We start from the raw sequence: 21,301 nt of genomic DNA on the forward strand, positions 1-21,301 counted from the left end.
CTCAGGGGTGCTCCCAATACTTGCTCAGTCAGTGCTGACGTTCGCTCATGCTCTGCTTGGCAGTAAACCTATTAAGACCCGTCCACTAGGGACGGTATTCTGGCGTTTTAGAGGTGAACAACGTGGAGCTTTTATCTGGCGCTGAGATGGTCGTCCGCTTCTTGCGTGACGAAGGCGTTAAGCACATCTACGGGTACCCTGGTGGTGCTCTCCTGCATGTTTACGACGCCCTGTTCAAGGAACCGGAAGTCGAGCACATCCTGGTTCGTCACGAGCAGGCTGCTACCCATATGGCGGACGGCTACGCCCGCGCCACCGGCAAGGCCGGTGTGGTGCTGGTAACCTCCGGCCCGGGCGCGACCAATGCCATCACCGGTATTGCCACCGCTTACATGGACTCGATTCCGATGGTCATCCTGTCCGGCCAGGTGCCTAGCACCATGGTGGGTACCGATGCCTTCCAGGAAACCGACATGATCGGCATCTCGCGGCCGATCGTGAAGCACAGCTTCATGATCAAACACGCTACCGAGATCCCTGAAGTTCTGAAAAAAGCCTTCTATCTGGCGCAATCCGGCCGTCCAGGCCCGGTCGTGGTCGACATTCCAAAAGATATGACCAACCCGGCCGAGAAGTTCGAATACGTCTATCCGAAGAAGGTCAAGCTGCGCTCCTACAGCCCGGCAGTGCGTGGCCACTCCGGCCAGATCCGCAAGGCTGCCGAGATGCTGCTGGCTGCCAAGCGTCCGATCGTCTATGCCGGTGGCGGTGTGATTCTCGGTGGTGGCTCCGAAGCGCTGACCGAAATTGCCAAGTCGCTGAACCTGCCAGTCACCAATACCCTGATGGGCCTTGGCGGCTTCCCGGGTACCGACCGCCAGTTCCTCGGCATGCTCGGCATGCACGGCAGCTACACCGCCAACATGGCCATGCACAATGCCGATGTGATTTTCGCGGTCGGCGCGCGCTTCGATGACCGCGTGGTCAATGGTCCGGCCAAGTTCTGCCCGAATGCCAAGATCATTCACATCGACATCGACCCGGCGTCGATCTCCAAGATGATCAAGGCCGACGTGCCGATCGTGGGCCCGGTCGACAGCGTGCTGAGCGAGATGCTCGGCATCCTCAAGGAAATCGGCGAGCAGCCAGACAAGGCCGCGGCCGAAGCCTGGTGGAAGCAGATCGACGAGTGGCGCGGTAATGGCGACCTGTTCCCCTACAACAAGGGCGACGGCAGCGTCATCAAGCCGCAGACCGTCATCGAGACCTTGTGCGAAGTGACCAACGGCGATGCTTTCGTCACCTCCGACGTCGGTCAGCACCAGATGTTCGCAGCACAGTACTACCGCTTCAACAAGCCGAACCGCTGGATCAACTCCGGTGGCCTGGGCACCATGGGCTTCGGTTTCCCGGCAGCCATGGGCATCAAGCTCAATTTCCCGGATCAGGACGTGGCCTGCGTGACTGGCGAAGGCAGCATCCAGATGAACATCCAGGAGCTGTCCACCTGCATGCAGTACGGCCTGCCGGTGAAGATCGTCAACCTGAACAACGGCGTGCTGGGCATGGTCCGTCAGTGGCAGGACATGGCCTACAACGGCCGTCACTCGCACTCCTATGTCGAGTCGCTGCCTGACTTCATCAAGCTGGCCGAGGCCTATGGCCATGTGGGTATCCGCATCACCAGCCTGAAGGACCTCAAGCCGAAGCTCGAAGAAGCCTTCGCGATGAAGGACCGCCTGGTGTTCATCGACATCGCGGTCGACCGTACCGAGCACGTCTATCCGATGCAGATCAAGGATGGCTCGATGCGTGACATGTGGCTGAGCAAGACGGAGCGTACCTGATATGCGGCACATCATTTCCCTGCTGCTGGAAAACGAACCCGGTGCTCTGTCCCGCGTGGTCGGCCTGTTCTCCCAGCGCAACTACAACATTGAAAGCCTGACCGTGGCGCCCACCGAAGACCCGACCCTGTCGCGTCTGACGCTGACCACCGTTGGCCATGACGAAGTGATCGAACAGATCACCAAGAACCTCAACAAGCTGGTCGAAGTGGTCAAGCTTGTCGACCTGTCGGAAAGCGCTCACATCGAGCGTGAACTGATGCTGGTCAAGGTCAAGGCCACCGGTGCCCAGCGTGCCGAGATCAAGCGCACCACGGACATCTTCCGTGGCCAGATCGTCGATGTTACCGCCAGCGTGTACACCGTACAGCTCAGTGGTACCAGCGACAAACTGGACAGCTTCATCCAGGCCATCGGCACTGCATCGATTCTCGAAACCGTGCGCAGTGGCGTCACCGGCATTGCCCGTGGCGACAAAGTGCTCAGCATCTGAATTCAAAAATTAGCGATGGCTCCGCAGGGGCCGAGATATAACCAGGGGTATTTCATGAAAGTTTTCTACGATAAAGACTGCGACCTTTCCATCATCCAGGGCAAGAAAGTCGCCATCATCGGTTACGGTTCCCAGGGCCACGCCCAAGCGTGCAACCTGAAGGACTCCGGTGTAGACGTTACCGTCGGTCTGCGTAAAGGTTCGGCTACCGTTGCCAAGGCTGAAGCTCACGGCCTGAAAGTGGCCGACGTTGCCACCGCCGTCGCTGCTGCCGACCTGGTCATGATCCTGACCCCGGACGAGTTCCAGGGCGCTCTGTACAAGAACGAAATCGAGCCGAACATCAAGAAGGGCGCCACCCTGGCCTTCTCCCACGGTTTCTCGATCCATTACAACCAGGTCGTTCCACGTGCCGACCTCGACGTAATCATGATCGCGCCGAAGGCCCCGGGCCATACCGTGCGTTCCGAGTTCGTCAAAGGCGGCGGTATCCCTGACCTGATCGCTATCTACCAGGACGCCTCCGGCAACGCCAAGAACGTCGCCCTGTCCTACGCTTCCGGCGTTGGTGGCGGCCGTACCGGCATCATCGAAACCACCTTCAAGGACGAGACTGAAACCGACCTGTTCGGTGAGCAGGCCGTTCTGTGCGGCGGTACCGTCGAGCTGGTCAAAGCCGGTTTCGAAACCCTGGTCGAAGCTGGCTACGCGCCGGAAATGGCCTACTTCGAGTGCCTGCACGAGCTGAAGCTGATCGTCGACCTCATGTACGAAGGCGGCATCGCCAACATGAACTACTCGATCTCCAACAACGCCGAATACGGTGAGTACGTCACCGGTCCGGAAGTCATCAACGAAGAATCCCGCAAGGCCATGCGCAACGCTCTGAAGCGCATCCAGGACGGCGAGTACGCGAAGATGTTCATCTCCGAAGGCGCCACCAACTACCCATCGATGACCGCCAAGCGTCGCAACAACGCCGCTCACGGTATCGAAGTCATCGGCGAGCAACTGCGTTCGATGATGCCGTGGATCTCGGCTAACAAAATCGTCGACAAGACCAAGAACTGAGTCTTATCGAATGATGAAAAACGCGGCTTCGGCCGCGTTTTTTCGTTCTGGCATTCAGCTTCTGGTATAAAGCAGACCAGTGGCCTGCCGTCAGAACCTGTTTCGCGGGCCCGTGTCGAACATTTTCCATCCTGTTGCAAGGTACCCTCCATGAGCGAACGTCCCGAAGAGCCGAACAAGCCCTCCGACGCCGAAAGCCTGCTACCTGTCGATGAGCACGTTGAAGAAGGGCATGATGCCGAAGGGCGCAAGGTGCGCCATCGCGGTATCTATCTGTTGCCCAACCTGTTCACCACCGCCAACCTGTTTGCCGGTTTCTATTCCATCATCAACTCGATGAGCGCGCAGAGCGCCCTGAGTGCTGGCGACCCGCGCGAGGCGAGCAAGTACTTTGCATTTGCCGCCATCGCCATCTTCGTGGCCATGGTGCTCGACGGCCTCGATGGCCGTGTCGCCCGCATGACCAACACCCAGAGCGCCTTCGGGGCCGAGTACGACTCGTTGTCGGACATGGTCGCCTTCGGCGTGGCCCCGGCCCTGCTGGCCTTTGGCTGGGCGCTGGGCGACATGGGCAAGGTCGGCTGGATGGTCGCCTTCATCTATGTGGCCGGTGCCGCGCTGCGCCTGGCGCGTTTCAATACCCAGGTTGGTACTGCCGACAAGCGCTACTTCATCGGCCTGGCCAGCCCGGCTGCCGCTGGTGTGGTCGCCGGTACCGTATGGGCCTTCAGCGACTATGGTATCCAGGGCTCCAAGTTGTCGTTTTTGGTGGCACTGCTGGTTGCCGCCGCCGGTATGTTGATGGTCAGCAACATCAAGTACAACAGCTTCAAGGAGCTCGACCTCAAGGGCCGCGTGCCGTTCGTGGCGATCCTGGCGGTGGTGCTGGTGTTTGCCGTGGTATTCAGCGACCCGCCGCGCATCTTGCTGCTGATTTTCCTTGCCTACGCCGCTTCTGGTCCGATCCAGTTCCTGCTCAAAGGCCGCCATCGTAAATCCTGAATGATTTAATGATGGAATAACCCTGCGGCTCCATAGTCTTACTGGTACATCCGTTAACCAGTGCTGTGGAGCCGTCATGCTTATAAAGCTTCCCAGGTCTTCCGATTGCAAGGCATCGGAGATCACTCCCGAAAGCATCTACCTTTCCCGTCGTACCCTGTTGGGTGGCTCCATGGCCGGCGTTGCGCTGGGTGCGATGCCCTTTGCGGCGCGCACGGCCCAAACATCGCGTTACGCAGATGTCGAGGCAGGTAACGCACCGGCCTGGTTCACCAGCAAGCTGGCTGACACGCGTTGGCAAGCGGTGACGGTAAAAGACGAGGCGATCACGCCCTTCAAGGATGCCACTCATTACAACAACTTCTATGAGTTCGGGCCTGATAAAGGCGACCCCGCCGCCAATGGCGGGAGCCTGAAGACCGAACCCTGGTCGGTGGTGGTCGATGGTGAGGTTGGCAAGCCCGGGCGTTATGCGCTGGAAGACTTTGTCAAACCCTACGCGCTTGAGGAGCGTATCTATCGGTTACGCTGCGTGGAGGCCTGGTCAATGGTCATCCCCTGGTTGGGCTTTCCCCTGGCGCAAGTGCTCAAGCAGGTTGAACCGACCTCAAAAGCGCGTTATGTACGGTTCGAGACCCTGCAGGATCCGCAGCACATGCCGGGTCAGCGTTCGGGCTTCGCGTTGATCGATTGGCCGTACGAAGAGGGCTTGCGCCTGGATGAGGCGATGAACCCGCTGGCCATCCTGGCGGTCGGCATGTATGGGCGCGAGTTGCCCAACCAGAACGGTGCGCCGCTGCGCCTGGTGGTGCCGTGGAAGTACGGGTTCAAGAGTATCAAGTCGATCGTGCGGATCAGCCTGGTGGCCGAACGGCCGCGCACGACCTGGGAGAGTCTTGCGCCTGATGAATATGGTTTCTATGCCAACGTGAACCCCGAGGTCGATCACCCGCGCTGGAGCCAGGCGCGCGAACGGCGCCTGCCCAGTGGCCTGTTCAGCCCCAACGTGCGACAGACACAGATGTTCAATGGCTACGCCGATGAAGTGGCGTCGCTGTACGCTGGCCTCGACCTGCGGAAGAACTATTGATGCGTTATCCCTGGCTGCGCCTGGCTATCTTTATAGTGGGTTGTCTGTTTCCGCTGTGGTGGTTGTATGAGGCGGCGATGAACCTGCTCGGACCGGACCCGGGGAAGATCCTTATGGATCGGCTTGGGCTGGGGGCGTTGATCTTCCTTTTGATCACGCTGAGCATGACGCCGCTGCAGAAGCTGACAGGCTGGTCGGGGTGGATCGTTGTGCGTCGGCAACTGGGGTTGTGGTGTTTTGCCTATATCGTGCTGCACCTCCTTTGCTACCTGTTCTTTATCCTGGGGCTGGATTGGGGGCAGTTTGCCGTCGAGCTGCGCAAGCGGCCGTACATCATTGTGGGGGCGCTCGGCTTTCTTTGCTTGCTGGCGTTGGCGGTGACTTCCAATCGTTACAGTCAGCGGCGCTTGGGCGCGCGCTGGAAGAAACTGCACAAGCTTGTGTATGTGATTCTCGGTTTGGGCCTGCTGCACTTCCTGTGGATTGTGCGCTCCGATCTGCGTGAGTGGGCGATCTACGCGGCCATTGCTGGCGTGTTGATGGTGCTGCGGGTGCCGGCGGTGGCGCGGCGAGTGCCTCGAATCATGGGGCGTCGGGGAAGGGTGGCTTCCTAGGCGCTAAAAGGAAAATGGCGAACACCTGCTGTGCTTGATAGGGCCATTTCCGCCTATATTTCAATTTCTTGAAATTAAGCCTTGACGGGCGTTCGAATCTCCTTATAATGCGCCCCACTTCCAGCGTAGTCGGAACGAGAAACTCCTTGAAATTCAAAGAGTTGCTTAATCCAGGTAGTGCTGGTGGTGCTTCGGTCGTCTGATCGATAGCGGTGAAATGGTGGTTGACAGCGCTTCTAAACGCTGTATGATTCGCCTCCCGCTACGAGAGATCGCAGCGAGCCAAGTGTTTGAAGTTGAACGAGTTTCTCGCAAAAAACTTCAAAATAAACGCTTGACAGCCTCTGAGGAAAGCGTAGAATGCGCACCTCGGTTGAGACGAAAAGCTCTTAACCAAACGCTCTTTAACAAATCGAATCAAGCAATTCGTGTGGGTGCTTGTGAGTACGGACTGATAGTCAGAAAGATTATCAGCATCACAAGTGACCATGCGAGAAATCACATAGTCATTTGAGATTGCTGAGCCAAGTTTAGGGTTTCTTAAAAACCCAAGCAGTATTGAACTGAAGAGTTTGATCATGGCTCAGATTGAACGCTGGCGGCAGGCCTAACACATGCAAGTCGAGCGGATGATGGGAGCTTGCTCCTTGATTCAGCGGCGGACGGGTGAGTAATGCCTAGGAATCTGCCTGGTAGTGGGGGACAACGTTTCGAAAGGAACGCTAATACCGCATACGTCCTACGGGAGAAAGCAGGGGACCTTCGGGCCTTGCGCTATCAGATGAGCCTAGGTCGGATTAGCTAGTTGGTGGGGTAATGGCTCACCAAGGCGACGATCCGTAACTGGTCTGAGAGGATGATCAGTCACACTGGAACTGAGACACGGTCCAGACTCCTACGGGAGGCAGCAGTGGGGAATATTGGACAATGGGCGAAAGCCTGATCCAGCCATGCCGCGTGTGTGAAGAAGGTCTTCGGATTGTAAAGCACTTTAAGTTGGGAGGAAGGGCATTAACCTAATACGTTAGTGTTTTGACGTTACCGACAGAATAAGCACCGGCTAACTCTGTGCCAGCAGCCGCGGTAATACAGAGGGTGCAAGCGTTAATCGGAATTACTGGGCGTAAAGCGCGCGTAGGTGGTTTGTTAAGTTGGATGTGAAAGCCCCGGGCTCAACCTGGGAACTGCATCCAAAACTGGCAAGCTAGAGTACGGTAGAGGGTGGTGGAATTTCCTGTGTAGCGGTGAAATGCGTAGATATAGGAAGGAACACCAGTGGCGAAGGCGACCACCTGGACTGATACTGACACTGAGGTGCGAAAGCGTGGGGAGCAAACAGGATTAGATACCCTGGTAGTCCACGCCGTAAACGATGTCAACTAGCCGTTGGAATCCTTGAGATTTTAGTGGCGCAGCTAACGCATTAAGTTGACCGCCTGGGGAGTACGGCCGCAAGGTTAAAACTCAAATGAATTGACGGGGGCCCGCACAAGCGGTGGAGCATGTGGTTTAATTCGAAGCAACGCGAAGAACCTTACCAGGCCTTGACATGCAGAGAACTTTCCAGAGATGGATTGGTGCCTTCGGGAACTCTGACACAGGTGCTGCATGGCTGTCGTCAGCTCGTGTCGTGAGATGTTGGGTTAAGTCCCGTAACGAGCGCAACCCTTGTCCTTAGTTACCAGCACGTTATGGTGGGCACTCTAAGGAGACTGCCGGTGACAAACCGGAGGAAGGTGGGGATGACGTCAAGTCATCATGGCCCTTACGGCCTGGGCTACACACGTGCTACAATGGTCGGTACAGAGGGTTGCCAAGCCGCGAGGTGGAGCTAATCTCACAAAACCGATCGTAGTCCGGATCGCAGTCTGCAACTCGACTGCGTGAAGTCGGAATCGCTAGTAATCGCGAATCAGAATGTCGCGGTGAATACGTTCCCGGGCCTTGTACACACCGCCCGTCACACCATGGGAGTGGGTTGCACCAGAAGTAGCTAGTCTAACCTTCGGGAGGACGGTTACCACGGTGTGATTCATGACTGGGGTGAAGTCGTAACAAGGTAGCCGTAGGGGAACCTGCGGCTGGATCACCTCCTTAATCGACGACATCAGCCTGCTGATGAGCTCCCACACGAATTGCTTGATTCTTTGTATAAAGACGATGCTGTAACGCGACCCTGTTATAGGTCTGTAGCTCAGTTGGTTAGAGCGCACCCCTGATAAGGGTGAGGTCGGCAGTTCAAATCTGCCCAGACCTACCATTACATGGTTCAGCCGTAGAATACGGGGCCATAGCTCAGCTGGGAGAGCGCCTGCCTTGCACGCAGGAGGTCAGCGGTTCGATCCCGCTTGGCTCCACCACTTTTGCAGTAACTTGTCAGAACTTAGAAATGAACATTCGGCTTGAATGTTGATTTCTGGCTTTTGTCAGATCGTTCTTTAAAAATTCGGATATGTGATAGAAATAGACTGAACACCAGTTTCACTGCTGGTGGATCAGGCTAAGGTAAAATTTGTGAGTTCTGCTCGAAAGAGCAACATGCGAATTTTCGGCGAATGTCGTCTTCACAGTATAACCAGATTGCTTGGGGTTATATGGTCAAGTGAAGAAGCGCATACGGTGGATGCCTTGGCAGTCAGAGGCGATGAAAGACGTGGTAGCCTGCGATAAGCTTTGGGGAGTCGGCAAACAGACTGTGATCCAGAGATCTCTGAATGGGGGAACCCACTCAGCATAAGCTGAGTATCTTGTACTGAATACATAGGTGCAAGAGGCGAACCAGGGGAACTGAAACATCTAAGTACCCTGAGGAAAAGAAATCAACCGAGATTCCCTTAGTAGTGGCGAGCGAACGGGGACCAGCCCTTAAGTTGATTTGAGATTAGTGGAACGCTCTGGAAAGTGCGGCCATAGTGGGTGATAGCCCCGTACACGAAAATCTCTTATCAATGAAATCGAGTAGGACGGAGCACGAGAAACTTTGTCTGAACATGGGGGGACCATCCTCCAAGGCTAAATACTACTGACTGACCGATAGTGAACCAGTACCGTGAGGGAAAGGCGAAAAGAACCCCGGAGAGGGGAGTGAAATAGATCCTGAAACCGTATGCGTACAAGCAGTGGGAGCCTACTTTGTTAGGTGACTGCGTACCTTTTGTATAATGGGTCAGCGACTTATATTCAGTGGCGAGCTTAACCGAATAGGGGAGGCGTAGCGAAAGCGAGTCTTAATAGGGCGTTTAGTCGCTGGGTATAGACCCGAAACCGGGCGATCTATCCATGGGCAGGTTGAAGGTTAGGTAACACTGACTGGAGGACCGAACCGACTACCGTTGAAAAGTTAGCGGATGACCTGTGGATCGGAGTGAAAGGCTAATCAAGCTCGGAGATAGCTGGTTCTCCTCGAAAGCTATTTAGGTAGCGCCTCATGTATCACTGTAGGGGGTAGAGCACTGTTTCGGCTAGGGGGTCATCCCGACTTACCAAACCGATGCAAACTCCGAATACCTACAAGTGCCGAGCATGGGAGACACACGGCGGGTGCTAACGTCCGTCGTGAAAAGGGAAACAACCCAGACCGTCAGCTAAGGTCCCAAAGTCATGGTTAAGTGGGAAACGATGTGGGAAGGCTTAGACAGCTAGGAGGTTGGCTTAGAAGCAGCCACCCTTTAAAGAAAGCGTAATAGCTCACTAGTCGAGTCGGCCTGCGCGGAAGATGTAACGGGGCTCAAACCATGCACCGAAGCTACGGGTATCACCTTTGGTGATGCGGTAGAGGAGCGTTCTGTAAGCCTGTGAAGGTGAGTTGAGAAGCTTGCTGGAGGTATCAGAAGTGCGAATGCTGACATGAGTAACGACAATGCGAGTGAAAAACTCGCACGCCGAAAGACCAAGGTTTCCTGCGCAACGTTAATCGACGCAGGGTTAGTCGGTCCCTAAGGCGAGGCTGAAAAGCGTAGTCGATGGAAAACAGGTTAATATTCCTGTACTTCCAGTTATTGCGATGGAGGGACGGAGAAGGCTAGGCCAGCTTGGCGTTGGTTGTCCAAGTTTAAGGTGGTAGGCTGAGATCTTAGGCAAATCCGGGATCTCAAGGCCGAGAGCTGATGACGAGTTGCCTTTAGGCGACGAAGTGGTTGATGCCATGCTTCCAAGAAAAGCTCCTAAGCTTCAGATAACTGGGAACCGTACCCCAAACCGACACAGGTGGTTAGGTAGAGAATACCAAGGCGCTTGAGAGAACTCGGGTGAAGGAACTAGGCAAAATGGCACCGTAACTTCGGGAGAAGGTGCGCCGGTGAGGGTGAAGGACTTGCTCCGTAAGCTCATGCCGGTCGAAGATACCAGGCCGCTGCGACTGTTTATTAAAAACACAGCACTCTGCAAACACGAAAGTGGACGTATAGGGTGTGACGCCTGCCCGGTGCCGGAAGGTTAATTGATGGGGTTAGCGCAAGCGAAGCTCTTGATCGAAGCCCCGGTAAACGGCGGCCGTAACTATAACGGTCCTAAGGTAGCGAAATTCCTTGTCGGGTAAGTTCCGACCTGCACGAATGGCGTAACGATGGCGGCGCTGTCTCCACCCGAGACTCAGTGAAATTGAAATCGCTGTGAAGATGCAGTGTATCCGCGGCTAGACGGAAAGACCCCGTGAACCTTTACTATAGCTTTGCACTGGACTTTGAATTTGCTTGTGTAGGATAGGTGGGAGGCTTTGAAGTGGGGACGCCAGTTCTCATGGAGCCATCCTTGAAATACCACCCTGGCAACTTTGAGGTTCTAACTCAGGTCCGTTATCCGGATCGAGGACAGTGTATGGTGGGTAGTTTGACTGGGGCGGTCTCCTCCCAAAGAGTAACGGAGGAGTACGAAGGTGCGCTCAGACCGGTCGGAAATCGGTCGTAGAGTATAAAGGCAAAAGCGCGCTTGACTGCGAGACAAACACGTCGAGCAGGTACGAAAGTAGGTCTTAGTGATCCGGTGGTTCTGTATGGAAGGGCCATCGCTCAACGGATAAAAGGTACTCCGGGGATAACAGGCTGATACCGCCCAAGAGTTCATATCGACGGCGGTGTTTGGCACCTCGATGTCGGCTCATCACATCCTGGGGCTGAAGCCGGTCCCAAGGGTATGGCTGTTCGCCATTTAAAGTGGTACGCGAGCTGGGTTTAGAACGTCGTGAGACAGTTCGGTCCCTATCTGCCGTGGACGTTTGAGATTTGAGAGGGGCTGCTCCTAGTACGAGAGGACCGGAGTGGACGAACCTCTGGTGTTCCGGTTGTCACGCCAGTGGCATTGCCGGGTAGCTATGTTCGGAAGAGATAACCGCTGAAAGCATCTAAGCGGGAAACTTGCCTCAAGATGAGATCTCACTGGGATCTTGAATCCCCTAAAGGGCCGTCGAAGACTACGACGTTGATAGGTTGGGTGTGTAAGCGCTGTGAGGCGTTGAGCTAACCAATACTAATTGCCCGTGAGGCTTGACCATATAACACCCAAGCAATTTGCTTCTGCAAATTGTGGTGGTGAAGACGAAAGAACCGAAAGTTCGCAACATCACAACTATCGCATATCCGAATTCGCTGGGCTGTCCATCTGGACATTCTGGCTACAGAATTTCTTGACGACCATAGAGCATTGGAACCACCTGATCCCATCCCGAACTCAGTAGTGAAACGATGCATCGCCGATGGTAGTGTGGGGTTTCCCCATGTGAGAGTAGGTCATCGTCAAGATTCATTTCGCAAAACCCCTATCTGCGTAAGCAGGTAGGGGTTTTGTCTTTTCTGGCTTTTACAGATCCCGGACTCGGCGGCTAGCCGTGATATCGTTCCCCATCAGCCCGAACTGCCTTCCAGAGAACCATCAATGGCCAACCCGACTTCACTCCATCCCGGCTTCATGATCGTGCACGGCAATCGCCTGGACGACTTGCGCAGCCTGGTGGTGAGCTGGATGCGGCGCTATCCGCTGGCCCCCCTGGAAAACGAAATCGCCCTGGTACAAAGCAATGGCATCGCCCAGTGGCTCAAGCTGGCCTTGGCCGAGGACCCGCTCGAAGATGACCAGGGTGGTTGTGGGATCGCTGCTGCCATCGAAGTGCAGTTGCCGGGCAGCTTCATGTGGCAGCTGTACAGAAAAGTCCTCGGGCGTGACGAGATTCCAGAGGTTTCCTTGCTCGACAAGGCCCCGCTGACCTGGCGACTCATGCGTTTGCTGCCAGCGCTGATCGAGCGCACGCATTTCGAACCGTTGCGACGCTTCCTCACCGACGACGGTGATCTACGCAAACGCTATCAGCTGGCAGAGCGCCTGGCTGACCTGTTCGACCAGTATCAGGTCTATCGTGCCGACTGGCTCAAGGATTGGGCTGCCGGCCAGCACGTCCTCAATACGGCCCGTGGCGAACGCAAACCCCTGGCACCTGGCAACCGCTGGCAGGCCGAGCTGTGGCGGGCCTTGCTCGAGGATGTAGGTGAACAAGGCATGGCCCAGAGCCGTGCAGGGGTGCACCAGCGATTCATCGAACGGATCAACAGCCTTGAGCAACCCCCTGCGGGTCTGCCTTCACGGGTAATCGTATTCGGTATCTCATCGCTGCCTGCCCAAGCGTTGGAGGCACTGGCAGGTCTTGCGCGGTTCAGCCAGGTATTACTGTGTGTGCACAACCCTTGTCGCCATCACTGGGCGGACATCGTCGCCGACAAGGACCTGCTGCGCCACCAGTACAAGCGCCAGCAGCGCAAGCAGGGCATGCCCGCGCAGTTGGATGACGAGTCCTTGCACCAGCACGCCCACCCCTTGCTTGCCGCCTGGGGCAAACAGGGCCGCGACTACATCAACCTGCTCGACAGTTATGATGACCCAGGCAGCTACCAGGGCGCATTCAGCGATGGACGCATCGACCTTTTCAGCGAAAGCGAGCCGGCAACACTGCTCAAGCAGCTGCAGGACGATATCCTCGAACTGCGCCCGCTTGCTGAAACCCGTGAGCTGTGGCCTGAGGTCGATCTGGCGCAAGACCGCTCCGTGCGCTTCCACATCGCCCACAGCCCACAACGCGAAGTAGAGATCCTGCACGACCAATTGTTGGCCCGCTTCAGTGCCGACCCCACCCTGCGCCCACGTGACGTCATCGTGATGCTCCCGGCAATCGACAACTATGCACCGCATATCCGTGCCGTTTTCGGCCAGCTACAGCGCAACGACCCGCGTTACATACCCTTCACCCTGACCGATCAGGGCCAGCGCGGGCGTGATCCATTGTTGATTGCCCTGGAGCATCTGCTCAAGCTGCCAGACAGCCGTTTCGCCGTCAGCGAAGTGCTCGATCTGCTGGACGTACCGGCTGTACGAACGCGTTTCGGGATCCGCGAAAGCGACCTGCCCACGCTGCACCGCTGGATCGAGGGCGCCGGTGTCCGTTGGGGGCTCAATGCCGAGCAGCGAGCGTCCCTGGGCCTGCCCGAAGGGCTGGAGCAGAACAGCTGGCGGTTCGGCCTGCGGCGTATGCTGTTGGGTTATGCCGTCGGTATGGGGGAGGGCTGTGACGGTATCGAACCTTACGACGAAATCGGCGGCTTGGATGCTGCGCTGATCGGCCCGTTGGTGGCCTTGCTCGACGCCCTCGATGTGGCCAACCATGCCCTCTCTCAGCCAGCCACTGCGGCCCAGTGGGGCGAGCGACTGAACGCGCTGTTGCAAGTGTTTTTCCTGGCAGAAGGCGAGCACGACGAATTCCTGCTCATGCAACTGCAGGAGCTGCGCGATAGCTGGCTACAGGTGTGCGAGACCGTAGGCTTGCAGGACTTGTTGCCCCTCACGGTCATACGCGAGGCGTGGTTGTCGGGCCTGGATCAGGGCAAGCTGTCCCAGCGTTTTCTTGCAGGTTCGGTAAACTTCTGCACCCTCATGCCGATGCGTGCCATCCCGTTTAGAGTGGTCTGCCTGCTTGGCATGAACGATGGCGATTACCCGCGCGCCCAGCAGCCGCTGGACTTCGACCTGATGGCCAGTGACTACCGCCCCGGCGACCGCTCGCGTCGGGAGGATGACCGTTACCTGCTGCTCGAAGCGTTGTTGTCCGCGCGCGATCAGCTGTACATCAGCTGGGTCGGCCGGAGCATCCGCGATAATAGCGAGCGCCCGGCATCCGTGCTCATAGGCCAACTGCGCGATCACCTGGCGGCAGGTTGGCGGCTGGCCGGTGGCAGCGGCAGCCAGCAAGCGGGCGAGCAGTTGTTGCATGCGTTGACTCAAGAGCACCCGCTGCAGCCCTTCAGCCCGCGTTATTTCCAGAAAGGCAGCGCGTTGTTCAGTTATGCCCATGAATGGCAGCTGCTGCACCAAGTCTGCGATGAGTCTAAACAGGCGGATGTTGGCCTGCCGGCTTACAGCAGCGATGAAGCCCTGACCCTTACGCAACTGCAGGACTTTCTGCGTCATCCGGTGCGTCACTTCTTCAGCCAGCGCCTGAAAGTGTTCTTCGAGGCGCTGGAGGCGCCGACGCCGGATGAGGAGCCGTTTGTCCTCGATGCCTTGCAGCGCTATAGCGCCAGTGAAGGCCTGCTCGGCGCGGCGCTGGCCGAGCCGGAAAACGCCGAGCAGGCGCTGCAAGCCCAGGCGCGCCGGCTGCAGGCGTGCGGCATGCTGCCGTTGGCCGGGTTCGGCGAGCTTCTGCAGGCAGAGCTGATCCAGCCGCTGCCCGATCTGCTGCAACGCCATCGCCAATTGTTGCAGCGCTGGCCCAACGTGGTCGAGGGCGCACTGCCGATCCATTTCGAGCATGGCAGCCATCGCCTGGAGGGTTGGCTTGGCCGGGTGTATCAGGCCGATGACCAAAGCCTGTTGAGCATCACCACGGTGCCCAACACCATCAGCGCCGGGCGTCACAGCCTCAAGTGGCACCGGCTGATCGCCAGTTGGGTCATGCACCTGGCGGCGTGCGCCGAAGGCTATCCGCTGCATAGCGCCCTGTTGGCCAGCGACATCACCCTGCTGCTCGCGCCACTGCCACAACACGAAGCTGCCGAGCAGCTCGGCCATCTGCTGGTGTCACGCCAGGCCGCAATGAATGCGCCGCTGCCGGTCGCCGCCAAGACAGCGTTCGCCTGGCTGGCCCAGGACGATCCTGACAAAGCCCTCGCCGCAGCTGCCCGTGCTTACGAAGGTGATGGCCGCACCAGTTTCGGTGAGCGCAGCGAAAGCCTGGCCCTGGCCCGACAGTTCCGTGACTTCGCCGCACTCAGTGCCGACGAAACTTTTGAAGGCTGGTGCGAAACCCTGTACCGCCCGTTATTCAGCGCAGCCTGGCAGACGCTGGGCAACCCGGAGAGTGGCGCATGACCCAGGTCCGTCCCCTGGCACTGAGTTTCCCCCTGCATGGCAGCCAACTGATCGAAGCCAGTGCCGGTACCGGCAAGACGTTCACGATTTCGGCGCTTTATCTGCGGCTGATCCTCGGCCATGGCGGCGAGTGCGCTTTTGGCCGCGAGTTGCTGCCACCGCAGATCCTCGTGGTGACCTTCACCGATGCCGCCACCAAGGAACTGCGCGAGCGTATTCGCGCGCGCCTGGCCGAAGCTGCACGCTTCTTTCGCGGCGAGTTACAGGAAGCCGACCCGCTGCTGCACCAGCTACGTGACGATTACCCACCCGAGCACTGGCCGCGCTGCGCCAACCGCCTGGAGATCGCCGTACAGTGGATGGACGAAGCGGCAGTCTCGACCATTCATGGCTGGTGCCAGCGCATGCTTCGCGAGCATGCCTTCGACAGCGGCAGCCTGTTCACCCAGAGCCTGGAAACCGACCACAGCGACCTGCTTGGCCAGGTCATGCGCGACTACTGGCGGCGGTTCTGCTACGGCATGCACGGCGAGGCCCTGGGCTGGGTGCGTAGCCATTGGGGCAGCCCCGATGCATTGTTGCCCAGGATCCGCCCCCTGTTTGGTCGCGTGCGTGCGCAGCAGGATGAGCAAGAACCGCAAGCGCTGATTGATGCAGCGCTGCTGCAGCGCGCCGATCAGTTGCACCAGCTTAAAGCCCCATGGGCGCAATGGGTCGAGCAGTTGCAACAGATCTGCCGGGACGCCGTCGCCGCCAAGCAGGCCGATGGCCGCAAGCTGCAGGCGCGCTTCTTCGAACCCTGGTTCGACAAGTTACGCGCCTGGGCTGCTGATGAGCAGATAGTGGAACTTGACCTTGGGACTGGCTTTACGCGCCTGACTCCAGCAGGCATGGCCGAAGCCTGGAAGGTCGGTGAGCCTCCAGATCACCCAGCGCTGCACGCCATGCAAGACCTGCCACAACAGCTGCAGGCTCTGGCAAGCCCCGATGCACGCCTGCTCGAACACGCCGCTGTCTGGGTTTCGGCGCGCTTCGAGGTGGAAAAGCGCCGCCGCGCCGAAATGGGCTTCGATGACATGCTGCTGCGCCTGCAACATGCGTTGGCCAGTGAAGCCGGCGAGAGATTGGCAGGCCTGATTCGCGAACAGTTCCCGGTAGCCCTGATCGACGAATTCCAGGATACCGACCCGGTTCAATACGGCATCTTCGAGCGCATCTACCGCATCAGCGAAAATCGTGAGGAAACCGGCCTGTTCATGATCGGCGACCCCAAGCAGGCCATCTATGCCTTCCGGGGCGCCGACATTTACACCTACCTGTCCGCGCGGCGCGCCACCGCCGGGCGGCTGCACAGCCTGGACACCAACTACCGTTCCAGCGAGGCCATGGTGGCCGCTGTCAACCGGGTGTTCCTGCAGGCTGAAGCCCGTGAGCAAGGGCGGGGCGCCTTCCTGTTCCGAGAAGACGATGACAACCCGTTGCCGTTCATCGAGGTGCGCGCCAAGGGGCGCAGCGAACGCCTGCTGATCGACGGCCAAGCCATCGCGGCCCTGCAGTGCTGGCAACTGGAAAGCGACGACCCCGTCTCCAGCACACTGTACCGGCAGCAACTGGCGGCCAGTTGCGCCAGCCACATCGTCGCCCTGCTCAACGGTGCCCAGCGCGGCCAGAGCGGTTTCAGCAAGGCTGACGGTGAGCTGCGCCCGTGCCTGCCCTCTGACATCGCCATCCTTGTACGCGACGGCCATGAAGCGCAGCTGGTGCGAGCCGAGCTTGCCGCCCGTGACGTTCGCAGCGTGTACCTGTCCGACAAGGACTCGGTTTTCGCCGCCCAGGAGGCGCATGACTTGCTGGCCTGGCTCAAGGCCTGCGCCGAGCCGGACTCCGAGCGCCTGCTCAAGGCCGCCTTGGCCAGCCTGACCCTGGACCTGTCGCTGGCCGAACTGGACCAGCTGAACCAGGACGAGCGGGTCTGGGAAGACTGGGTAATGCGTTTTCGCCGCTACCGCGACACTTGGCAGCGCCAGGGCGTACTGCCGATGTTGCGGCACCTGCTGCACGACTTCCAGTTGCCGCGTACGCTCATTGCCCGCAGCGATGGCGAGCGGGTGTTGACCAACCTGCTGCACCTTGCCGAGCTGCTGCAGCAAGCGGCGGGCGAACTGGACGGCGAACAAGCGCTGATCCGCCATCTGGCCGAGCACCTGGCCAATGCCGGGCAGGCCGGTGAGGACCAGATCCTTCGCCTGGAGAGTGATGAACAACTGGTCAAGGTCGTGACCATCCACAAGTCCAAGGGCCTGGAATACCCCTTGGTCTACCTGCCGTTCATCTGCACCAGCAAACCGGTCGACGGTAGCCGCCTGCCGCTGGCCTGGCACGACAGCCAGGGCAATGCACAGATGACCCTGACCCCCGACCCGGCACAGATTGCCCTGGCCGATGATGAACGTCTCGCTGAAGACCTGCGCCTGCTCTACGTGGCCCTCACACGTGCCCAGCACGCATGCTGGCTGGGCGTCGCCGACCTCAAGCGCGGTAACCAGAAAAGCTCGCAGCTGCACCGTTCCGCGCTCGGCTATCTGCTTGGCGGCGGAGTGCCACTGCAGGGCTCGGAACAACTGGCGGACTGGCTGCAGAGCTTGCAGGCAGGCTGCCCGCACATTGCCTGCCCCGGCCTGCCGGAGGCAGACGAAGAGCGCTACCGATCGCCCCATGCCGAGCGCGAGCTGCTGCCTGCACGCAAGCCTCGTCGCGCAGCGGTGGAGCATTGGTGGATCGCGTCGTACAGCGCCTTGCGGGTGGGTGAACAGACACTGGGGGGCGACAGTTCCCGGGCCCAGCAGTTGCTCGACGATGAGGGGATCGATGCTCAACTGCCCCGTGAGGTGCCCGCCGACAGCGGCGACATTCACCGCTTCCCGCGCGGGCCGAACCCCGGCACCTTCCTCCATGGTTTGCTTGAGTGGGCCGGGCGCGAAGGCTTCGCCGAGGTCGCTGCCAACCCCAAACTGATCGAGCGCACCGTCGGCCAGCGCTGCAACCGGCGCGACTGGACCGGCTGGATCCCGACGCTCAGCCAATGGTTGCAGCAACTGCTGAACGAGCCACTGCCGGCCCGTGACATGAGCCTGACGTTGGCGCAGTTGCAGCACTATCAGATAGAAATGGAATTCTGGTTCGCCAGTCATCAGGTCGATGCAGAGCAACTGGACCGGTTGGTCGCCCGCCACACCCATCCAGGCGCAGCGCGCCCCGCTGCTCAGCCGACACTGCTCAACGGCATGTTCAAAGGCTTTATCGACCTGGCGTTCGAGCTCGATGGCCGCTACTACGTGGCCGATTACAAGTCCAACTGGCTTGGCCCGGATATCCAGGCCTATGACACCCTGGCCATGGAAAAGGCGATCCTGGAGCACCGCTACGACTTGCAATACGTGCTTTATCTGCTGGCCCTGCATCGCCAGCTGCGTGCACGGCTGCCCGATTACGATTACGACCGGCATGTGGGCGGTGCGCTGTTCATCTTCTTGCGCGGGGCCAGCAGCAGCGGCCACGGCGTGTACTTCGTCAAGCCGCCACGTGAGTTGATCGAGGCGCTCGATGCGCTGTTCCGTGGCGTTCACGCGCCTCAACAACAGGACCTGTTCGCCGGAGCTGCGCCATGAGCCGCACCCTTGATGACCTCTTGCCTACCCCATTGAACGCAGAGCACCTGCTGACGCTGGCGCCACAACGTAACAGCGCAGACCTGCTGCAACTGCTCGACCGCTGGGTTGAGCGCGGCTGGTTGCGGGCTTTGGACCGGGCTTTCGTGTCCTTCCTGGAAGAGCGCGCACCCGGCAGCGATCCGCTGTTGCTGCTGGCCGCTGCGTTGGCCAGCCATCAACTGGGCCACGGGCATGTCTGCCTGGACCTGCAGCAAACCCTTGCCGAGCCGGATTTCGCCCTGTCGCTGCCGCCGGAGGGCGATGCTTTGGCAGGCCCGTTGCTGCTACCGTCGCAATTGCTCGCCAACCTCGACCTGCACACCTGGCGCGAGCGCATTGCCGCCAGCCCCCTGGTTGCAACTGGCAATACCCCTGGTCATAACGCCCGGCCATTGGTGATCAGCGGCGAGCGCCTCTACCTGCGCCGCTACTGGAGTTATGAGCGGCAGATAGACGAAACCCTGCGCCAGCGCCTGAGCCAGGACGAGGCCACGCCCGCCGACCTGCCTGCACGCCTTGCGCAGTTGTTCGACGAAGGCGCTCTGGCAGGCCAGGTGGATTGGCAGAAACTGGCCTGTGCCCTGGCCACCCGCGCCGGCTTCAGCATCATCACCGGGGGGCCGGGCACCGGCAAGACCACCACGGTAGTGCGCCTGCTGGCCTTGCTGCAGGCACCTGCAGTCGAGCAGGGCAGGCCTCTGCGCATTCGCCTCGCAGCGCCCACCGGCAAGGCTGCAGCACGCCTGACCGAATCCATTGGTCAGCAGGTCGAGCGCTTGCAGGTGAGTGCCGATGTCCGCGGGCAGATTCCTACCGATGTCAGCACCGTGCACCGGCTGCTCGGCAGCCGTCCGGGGTCGCGGCACTTCCGCCACCATGCAGGCAACCCGCTGCCGCTGGATGTGCTGGTGGTGGATGAAGCGTCGATGATCGACCTCGAAATGATGGCCAACCTGCTCAATGCCTTGCCACCCAAAGCCCGGTTGATCCTGTTGGGGGACAAGGACCAGCTGGCCTCGGTCGAGGCGGGCGCGGTGCTCGGCGACCTGTGCCGGGATGCCGAAGAGGGCTGCTACTCATCCGCTACCCAGGCATGGCTGGAGCAGATTGGCGGTCAGTCGCTGGCCGACAGTGGCCTGAAGGCCGGCGACGCGCAACGCAACCCATTGGCCCAGCAGGTGGTGATGCTGCGTTTTTCCCGGCGCTTTGGCGAAGGCAGCGGCATCGGCCAGCTGGCGCGCCTGGTCAACCGCCAGCAAGCCCAGGCGGCCCGCGACCTGTTGACCATGCCCCCGGCCGATGTATTCGGCCTGGCCCTGCGCGGCGAGCACGACCGCGCCTTTGATCGGCTGATACTGGACGGTCTGAACCGCGGCGCTGAGGGACCGCAAGGCTATCGTAGCTATCTGCGTACCATTGGCCGCCATCGTCCAGCGCCTGGTAGTGCTTTCGACGACCCGCACTGGGAGCAGTGGGCTGGCAAGGTGCTGCGCAGCTTTGAGGACTTCCAGTTGTTGTGCGCGGTGCGCAAGGGTGCCTGGGGGGTTGAAGGCCTTAACGAGCGGGTGGCGCGGGTGCTGCACAGCGCCGGGCTGATCGACAGCCAGCAGCCTTGGTACGAAGGGCGCCCGGTACTGGTGACGCGCAACGACTACGGCCTGGGCCTGATGAACGGTGACATCGGCATCGCCCTGCGCTTGCCGGACGAGCAGGGCGAGCCTTTGCTGCGCGTGGCCTTCCCACGCAACGACGGCAGTGGCGGGGTACGTTTCGTGCTGCCCAGCCGGCTCAACGAGGTGGAAACGGTGTTCGCCATGACCGTTCACAAGTCCCAGGGCTCTGAGTTCAGCCACACCGCGCTGGTACTGCCCGATGCGCTCAACCCCGTGCTGACCAAGGAGCTGGTATACACCGGTATAACCCGGGCCAAGCATTGCTTCAGCCTGGTCGAGCCACGCCAGGGCATCTTCGAAGAAGCGGTGGCACGCAAGGTACGGCGTATTTCCGGGCTGATGCTCGAACAGGTGTGATGCACTGCTGTAGGAACTGCCGTGTGCCGCGAAAGGGCGCTCGCATCGTAATGATGGCGTTGCGCTATCGTTGAGCCGCGGCCAACGAGGCCTTTGAGC

General features: G+C 59.3%; 9 protein-coding genes, 2 tRNA genes and 3 rRNA genes. All 14 read left to right on the plus strand.

What is annotated here, in order from left to right; genetic code table 11:
- Positions 1–122 precede the first annotated feature (122 nt).
- The 14 genes from JOE27_RS20240 (at position 123) to recD (ending at position 21,202) form a co-directional block, all read left to right on the plus strand.
- On the plus strand, positions 123–1,847 hold the full coding sequence (locus JOE27_RS20240) for an acetolactate synthase 3 large subunit (protein WP_174142442.1): 1,725 nt from the start codon (positions 123–125) through the stop codon (positions 1,845–1,847).
- A gap of 1 nt (position 1,848) precedes the next feature.
- The gene (ilvN, locus tag JOE27_RS20245; protein WP_003250040.1) at positions 1,849–2,340 is read left to right on the plus strand and encodes an acetolactate synthase small subunit; all 492 of its coding nucleotides are present in this window, start codon (positions 1,849–1,851) and stop codon (positions 2,338–2,340) included.
- A 54-nt stretch (positions 2,341–2,394) separates the two neighbouring features.
- On the plus strand, positions 2,395–3,411 hold the full coding sequence (gene ilvC / locus JOE27_RS20250) for a ketol-acid reductoisomerase (RefSeq protein WP_012312686.1): 1,017 nt from the start codon (positions 2,395–2,397) through the stop codon (positions 3,409–3,411).
- A gap of 150 nt (positions 3,412–3,561) precedes the next feature.
- Complete coding sequence (gene pssA, locus JOE27_RS20255) at positions 3,562–4,413, plus strand: CDP-diacylglycerol--serine O-phosphatidyltransferase (protein ID WP_012312687.1); 852 nt, start codon at positions 3,562–3,564, stop codon at positions 4,411–4,413.
- Positions 4,414–4,489: 76 nt separating this feature from the next.
- Positions 4,490–5,503, plus strand: coding sequence for a protein-methionine-sulfoxide reductase catalytic subunit MsrP (msrP, locus tag JOE27_RS20260; RefSeq protein ID WP_204919653.1), 1,014 nt, complete (start codon positions 4,490–4,492; stop codon positions 5,501–5,503).
- Entirely contained in the window at positions 5,503–6,117 is a 615-nt protein-coding gene (gene msrQ / locus JOE27_RS20265; protein WP_174142441.1) for a protein-methionine-sulfoxide reductase heme-binding subunit MsrQ, read from the plus strand. The genes msrP and msrQ overlap by 1 nt, the downstream gene beginning before the upstream one ends.
- A 560-nt stretch (positions 6,118–6,677) precedes the next feature.
- Positions 6,678–8,214: ribosomal RNA gene (locus JOE27_RS20270) — 16S ribosomal RNA — on the plus strand.
- Between the two features lie 86 nt (positions 8,215–8,300).
- Positions 8,301–8,377 (plus strand) — tRNA-Ile (locus JOE27_RS20275).
- Positions 8,378–8,401: 24 nt separating this feature from the next.
- Positions 8,402–8,477 (plus strand) — tRNA-Ala (locus JOE27_RS20280).
- Positions 8,478–8,713: 236 nt separating this feature from the next.
- A 23S ribosomal RNA gene (locus tag JOE27_RS20285) occupies positions 8,714–11,605 on the plus strand.
- Positions 11,606–11,736: 131 nt separating this feature from the next.
- A 5S ribosomal RNA gene (rrf, locus tag JOE27_RS20290) occupies positions 11,737–11,852 on the plus strand.
- Together the 16S, 23S and 5S rRNA genes with 2 tRNA genes alongside form the textbook arrangement of a ribosomal RNA operon.
- 133 nt (positions 11,853–11,985) lie before the next feature.
- Positions 11,986–15,462 (plus strand): exodeoxyribonuclease V subunit gamma, encoded by a 3,477-nt coding sequence (gene recC / locus JOE27_RS20295; protein WP_204919655.1) that lies wholly within the window; start codon positions 11,986–11,988, stop codon positions 15,460–15,462.
- On the plus strand, positions 15,459–19,130 hold the full coding sequence (gene recB / locus JOE27_RS20300) for an exodeoxyribonuclease V subunit beta (protein ID WP_204919657.1): 3,672 nt from the start codon (positions 15,459–15,461) through the stop codon (positions 19,128–19,130). Before recC ends, recB begins: the two co-directional genes overlap by 4 nt.
- Complete coding sequence (gene recD, locus JOE27_RS20305; RefSeq protein ID WP_204919660.1) at positions 19,127–21,202, plus strand: exodeoxyribonuclease V subunit alpha; 2,076 nt, start codon at positions 19,127–19,129, stop codon at positions 21,200–21,202. Before recB ends, recD begins: the two co-directional genes overlap by 4 nt.
- Positions 21,203–21,301 lie beyond the last annotated feature (99 nt).

Source organism: Pseudomonas sp. M5 (assembly GCF_016907075.1).
In the GTDB taxonomy this organism is placed as follows: Bacteria; Pseudomonadota; Gammaproteobacteria; order Pseudomonadales; family Pseudomonadaceae; genus Aquipseudomonas; species Aquipseudomonas putida_E.

What these genes read in the sequence shown, in the direction of transcription:
- ilvC (WP_012312686.1), top strand. Translation starts at nt 2,395, where the DNA reads ATGAAAGTTTTCTACGATAAAGACTGCGACCTTTCCATCATCCAGGGC.
- recD (WP_204919660.1), top strand. Translation starts at nt 19,127, where the DNA reads ATGAGCCGCACCCTTGATGACCTCTTGCCTACCCCATTGAACGCAGAG.
- msrP (WP_204919653.1), top strand. Translation starts at nt 4,490, where the DNA reads ATGCTTATAAAGCTTCCCAGGTCTTCCGATTGCAAGGCATCGGAGATC.
- ilvN (WP_003250040.1), top strand. Translation starts at nt 1,849, where the DNA reads ATGCGGCACATCATTTCCCTGCTGCTGGAAAACGAACCCGGTGCTCTG.
- recC (WP_204919655.1), top strand. Translation starts at nt 11,986, where the DNA reads ATGGCCAACCCGACTTCACTCCATCCCGGCTTCATGATCGTGCACGGC.
- pssA (WP_012312687.1), top strand. Translation starts at nt 3,562, where the DNA reads ATGAGCGAACGTCCCGAAGAGCCGAACAAGCCCTCCGACGCCGAAAGC.
- msrQ (WP_174142441.1), top strand. Translation starts at nt 5,503, where the DNA reads ATGCGTTATCCCTGGCTGCGCCTGGCTATCTTTATAGTGGGTTGTCTG.
- recB (WP_204919657.1), top strand. Translation starts at nt 15,459, where the DNA reads ATGACCCAGGTCCGTCCCCTGGCACTGAGTTTCCCCCTGCATGGCAGC.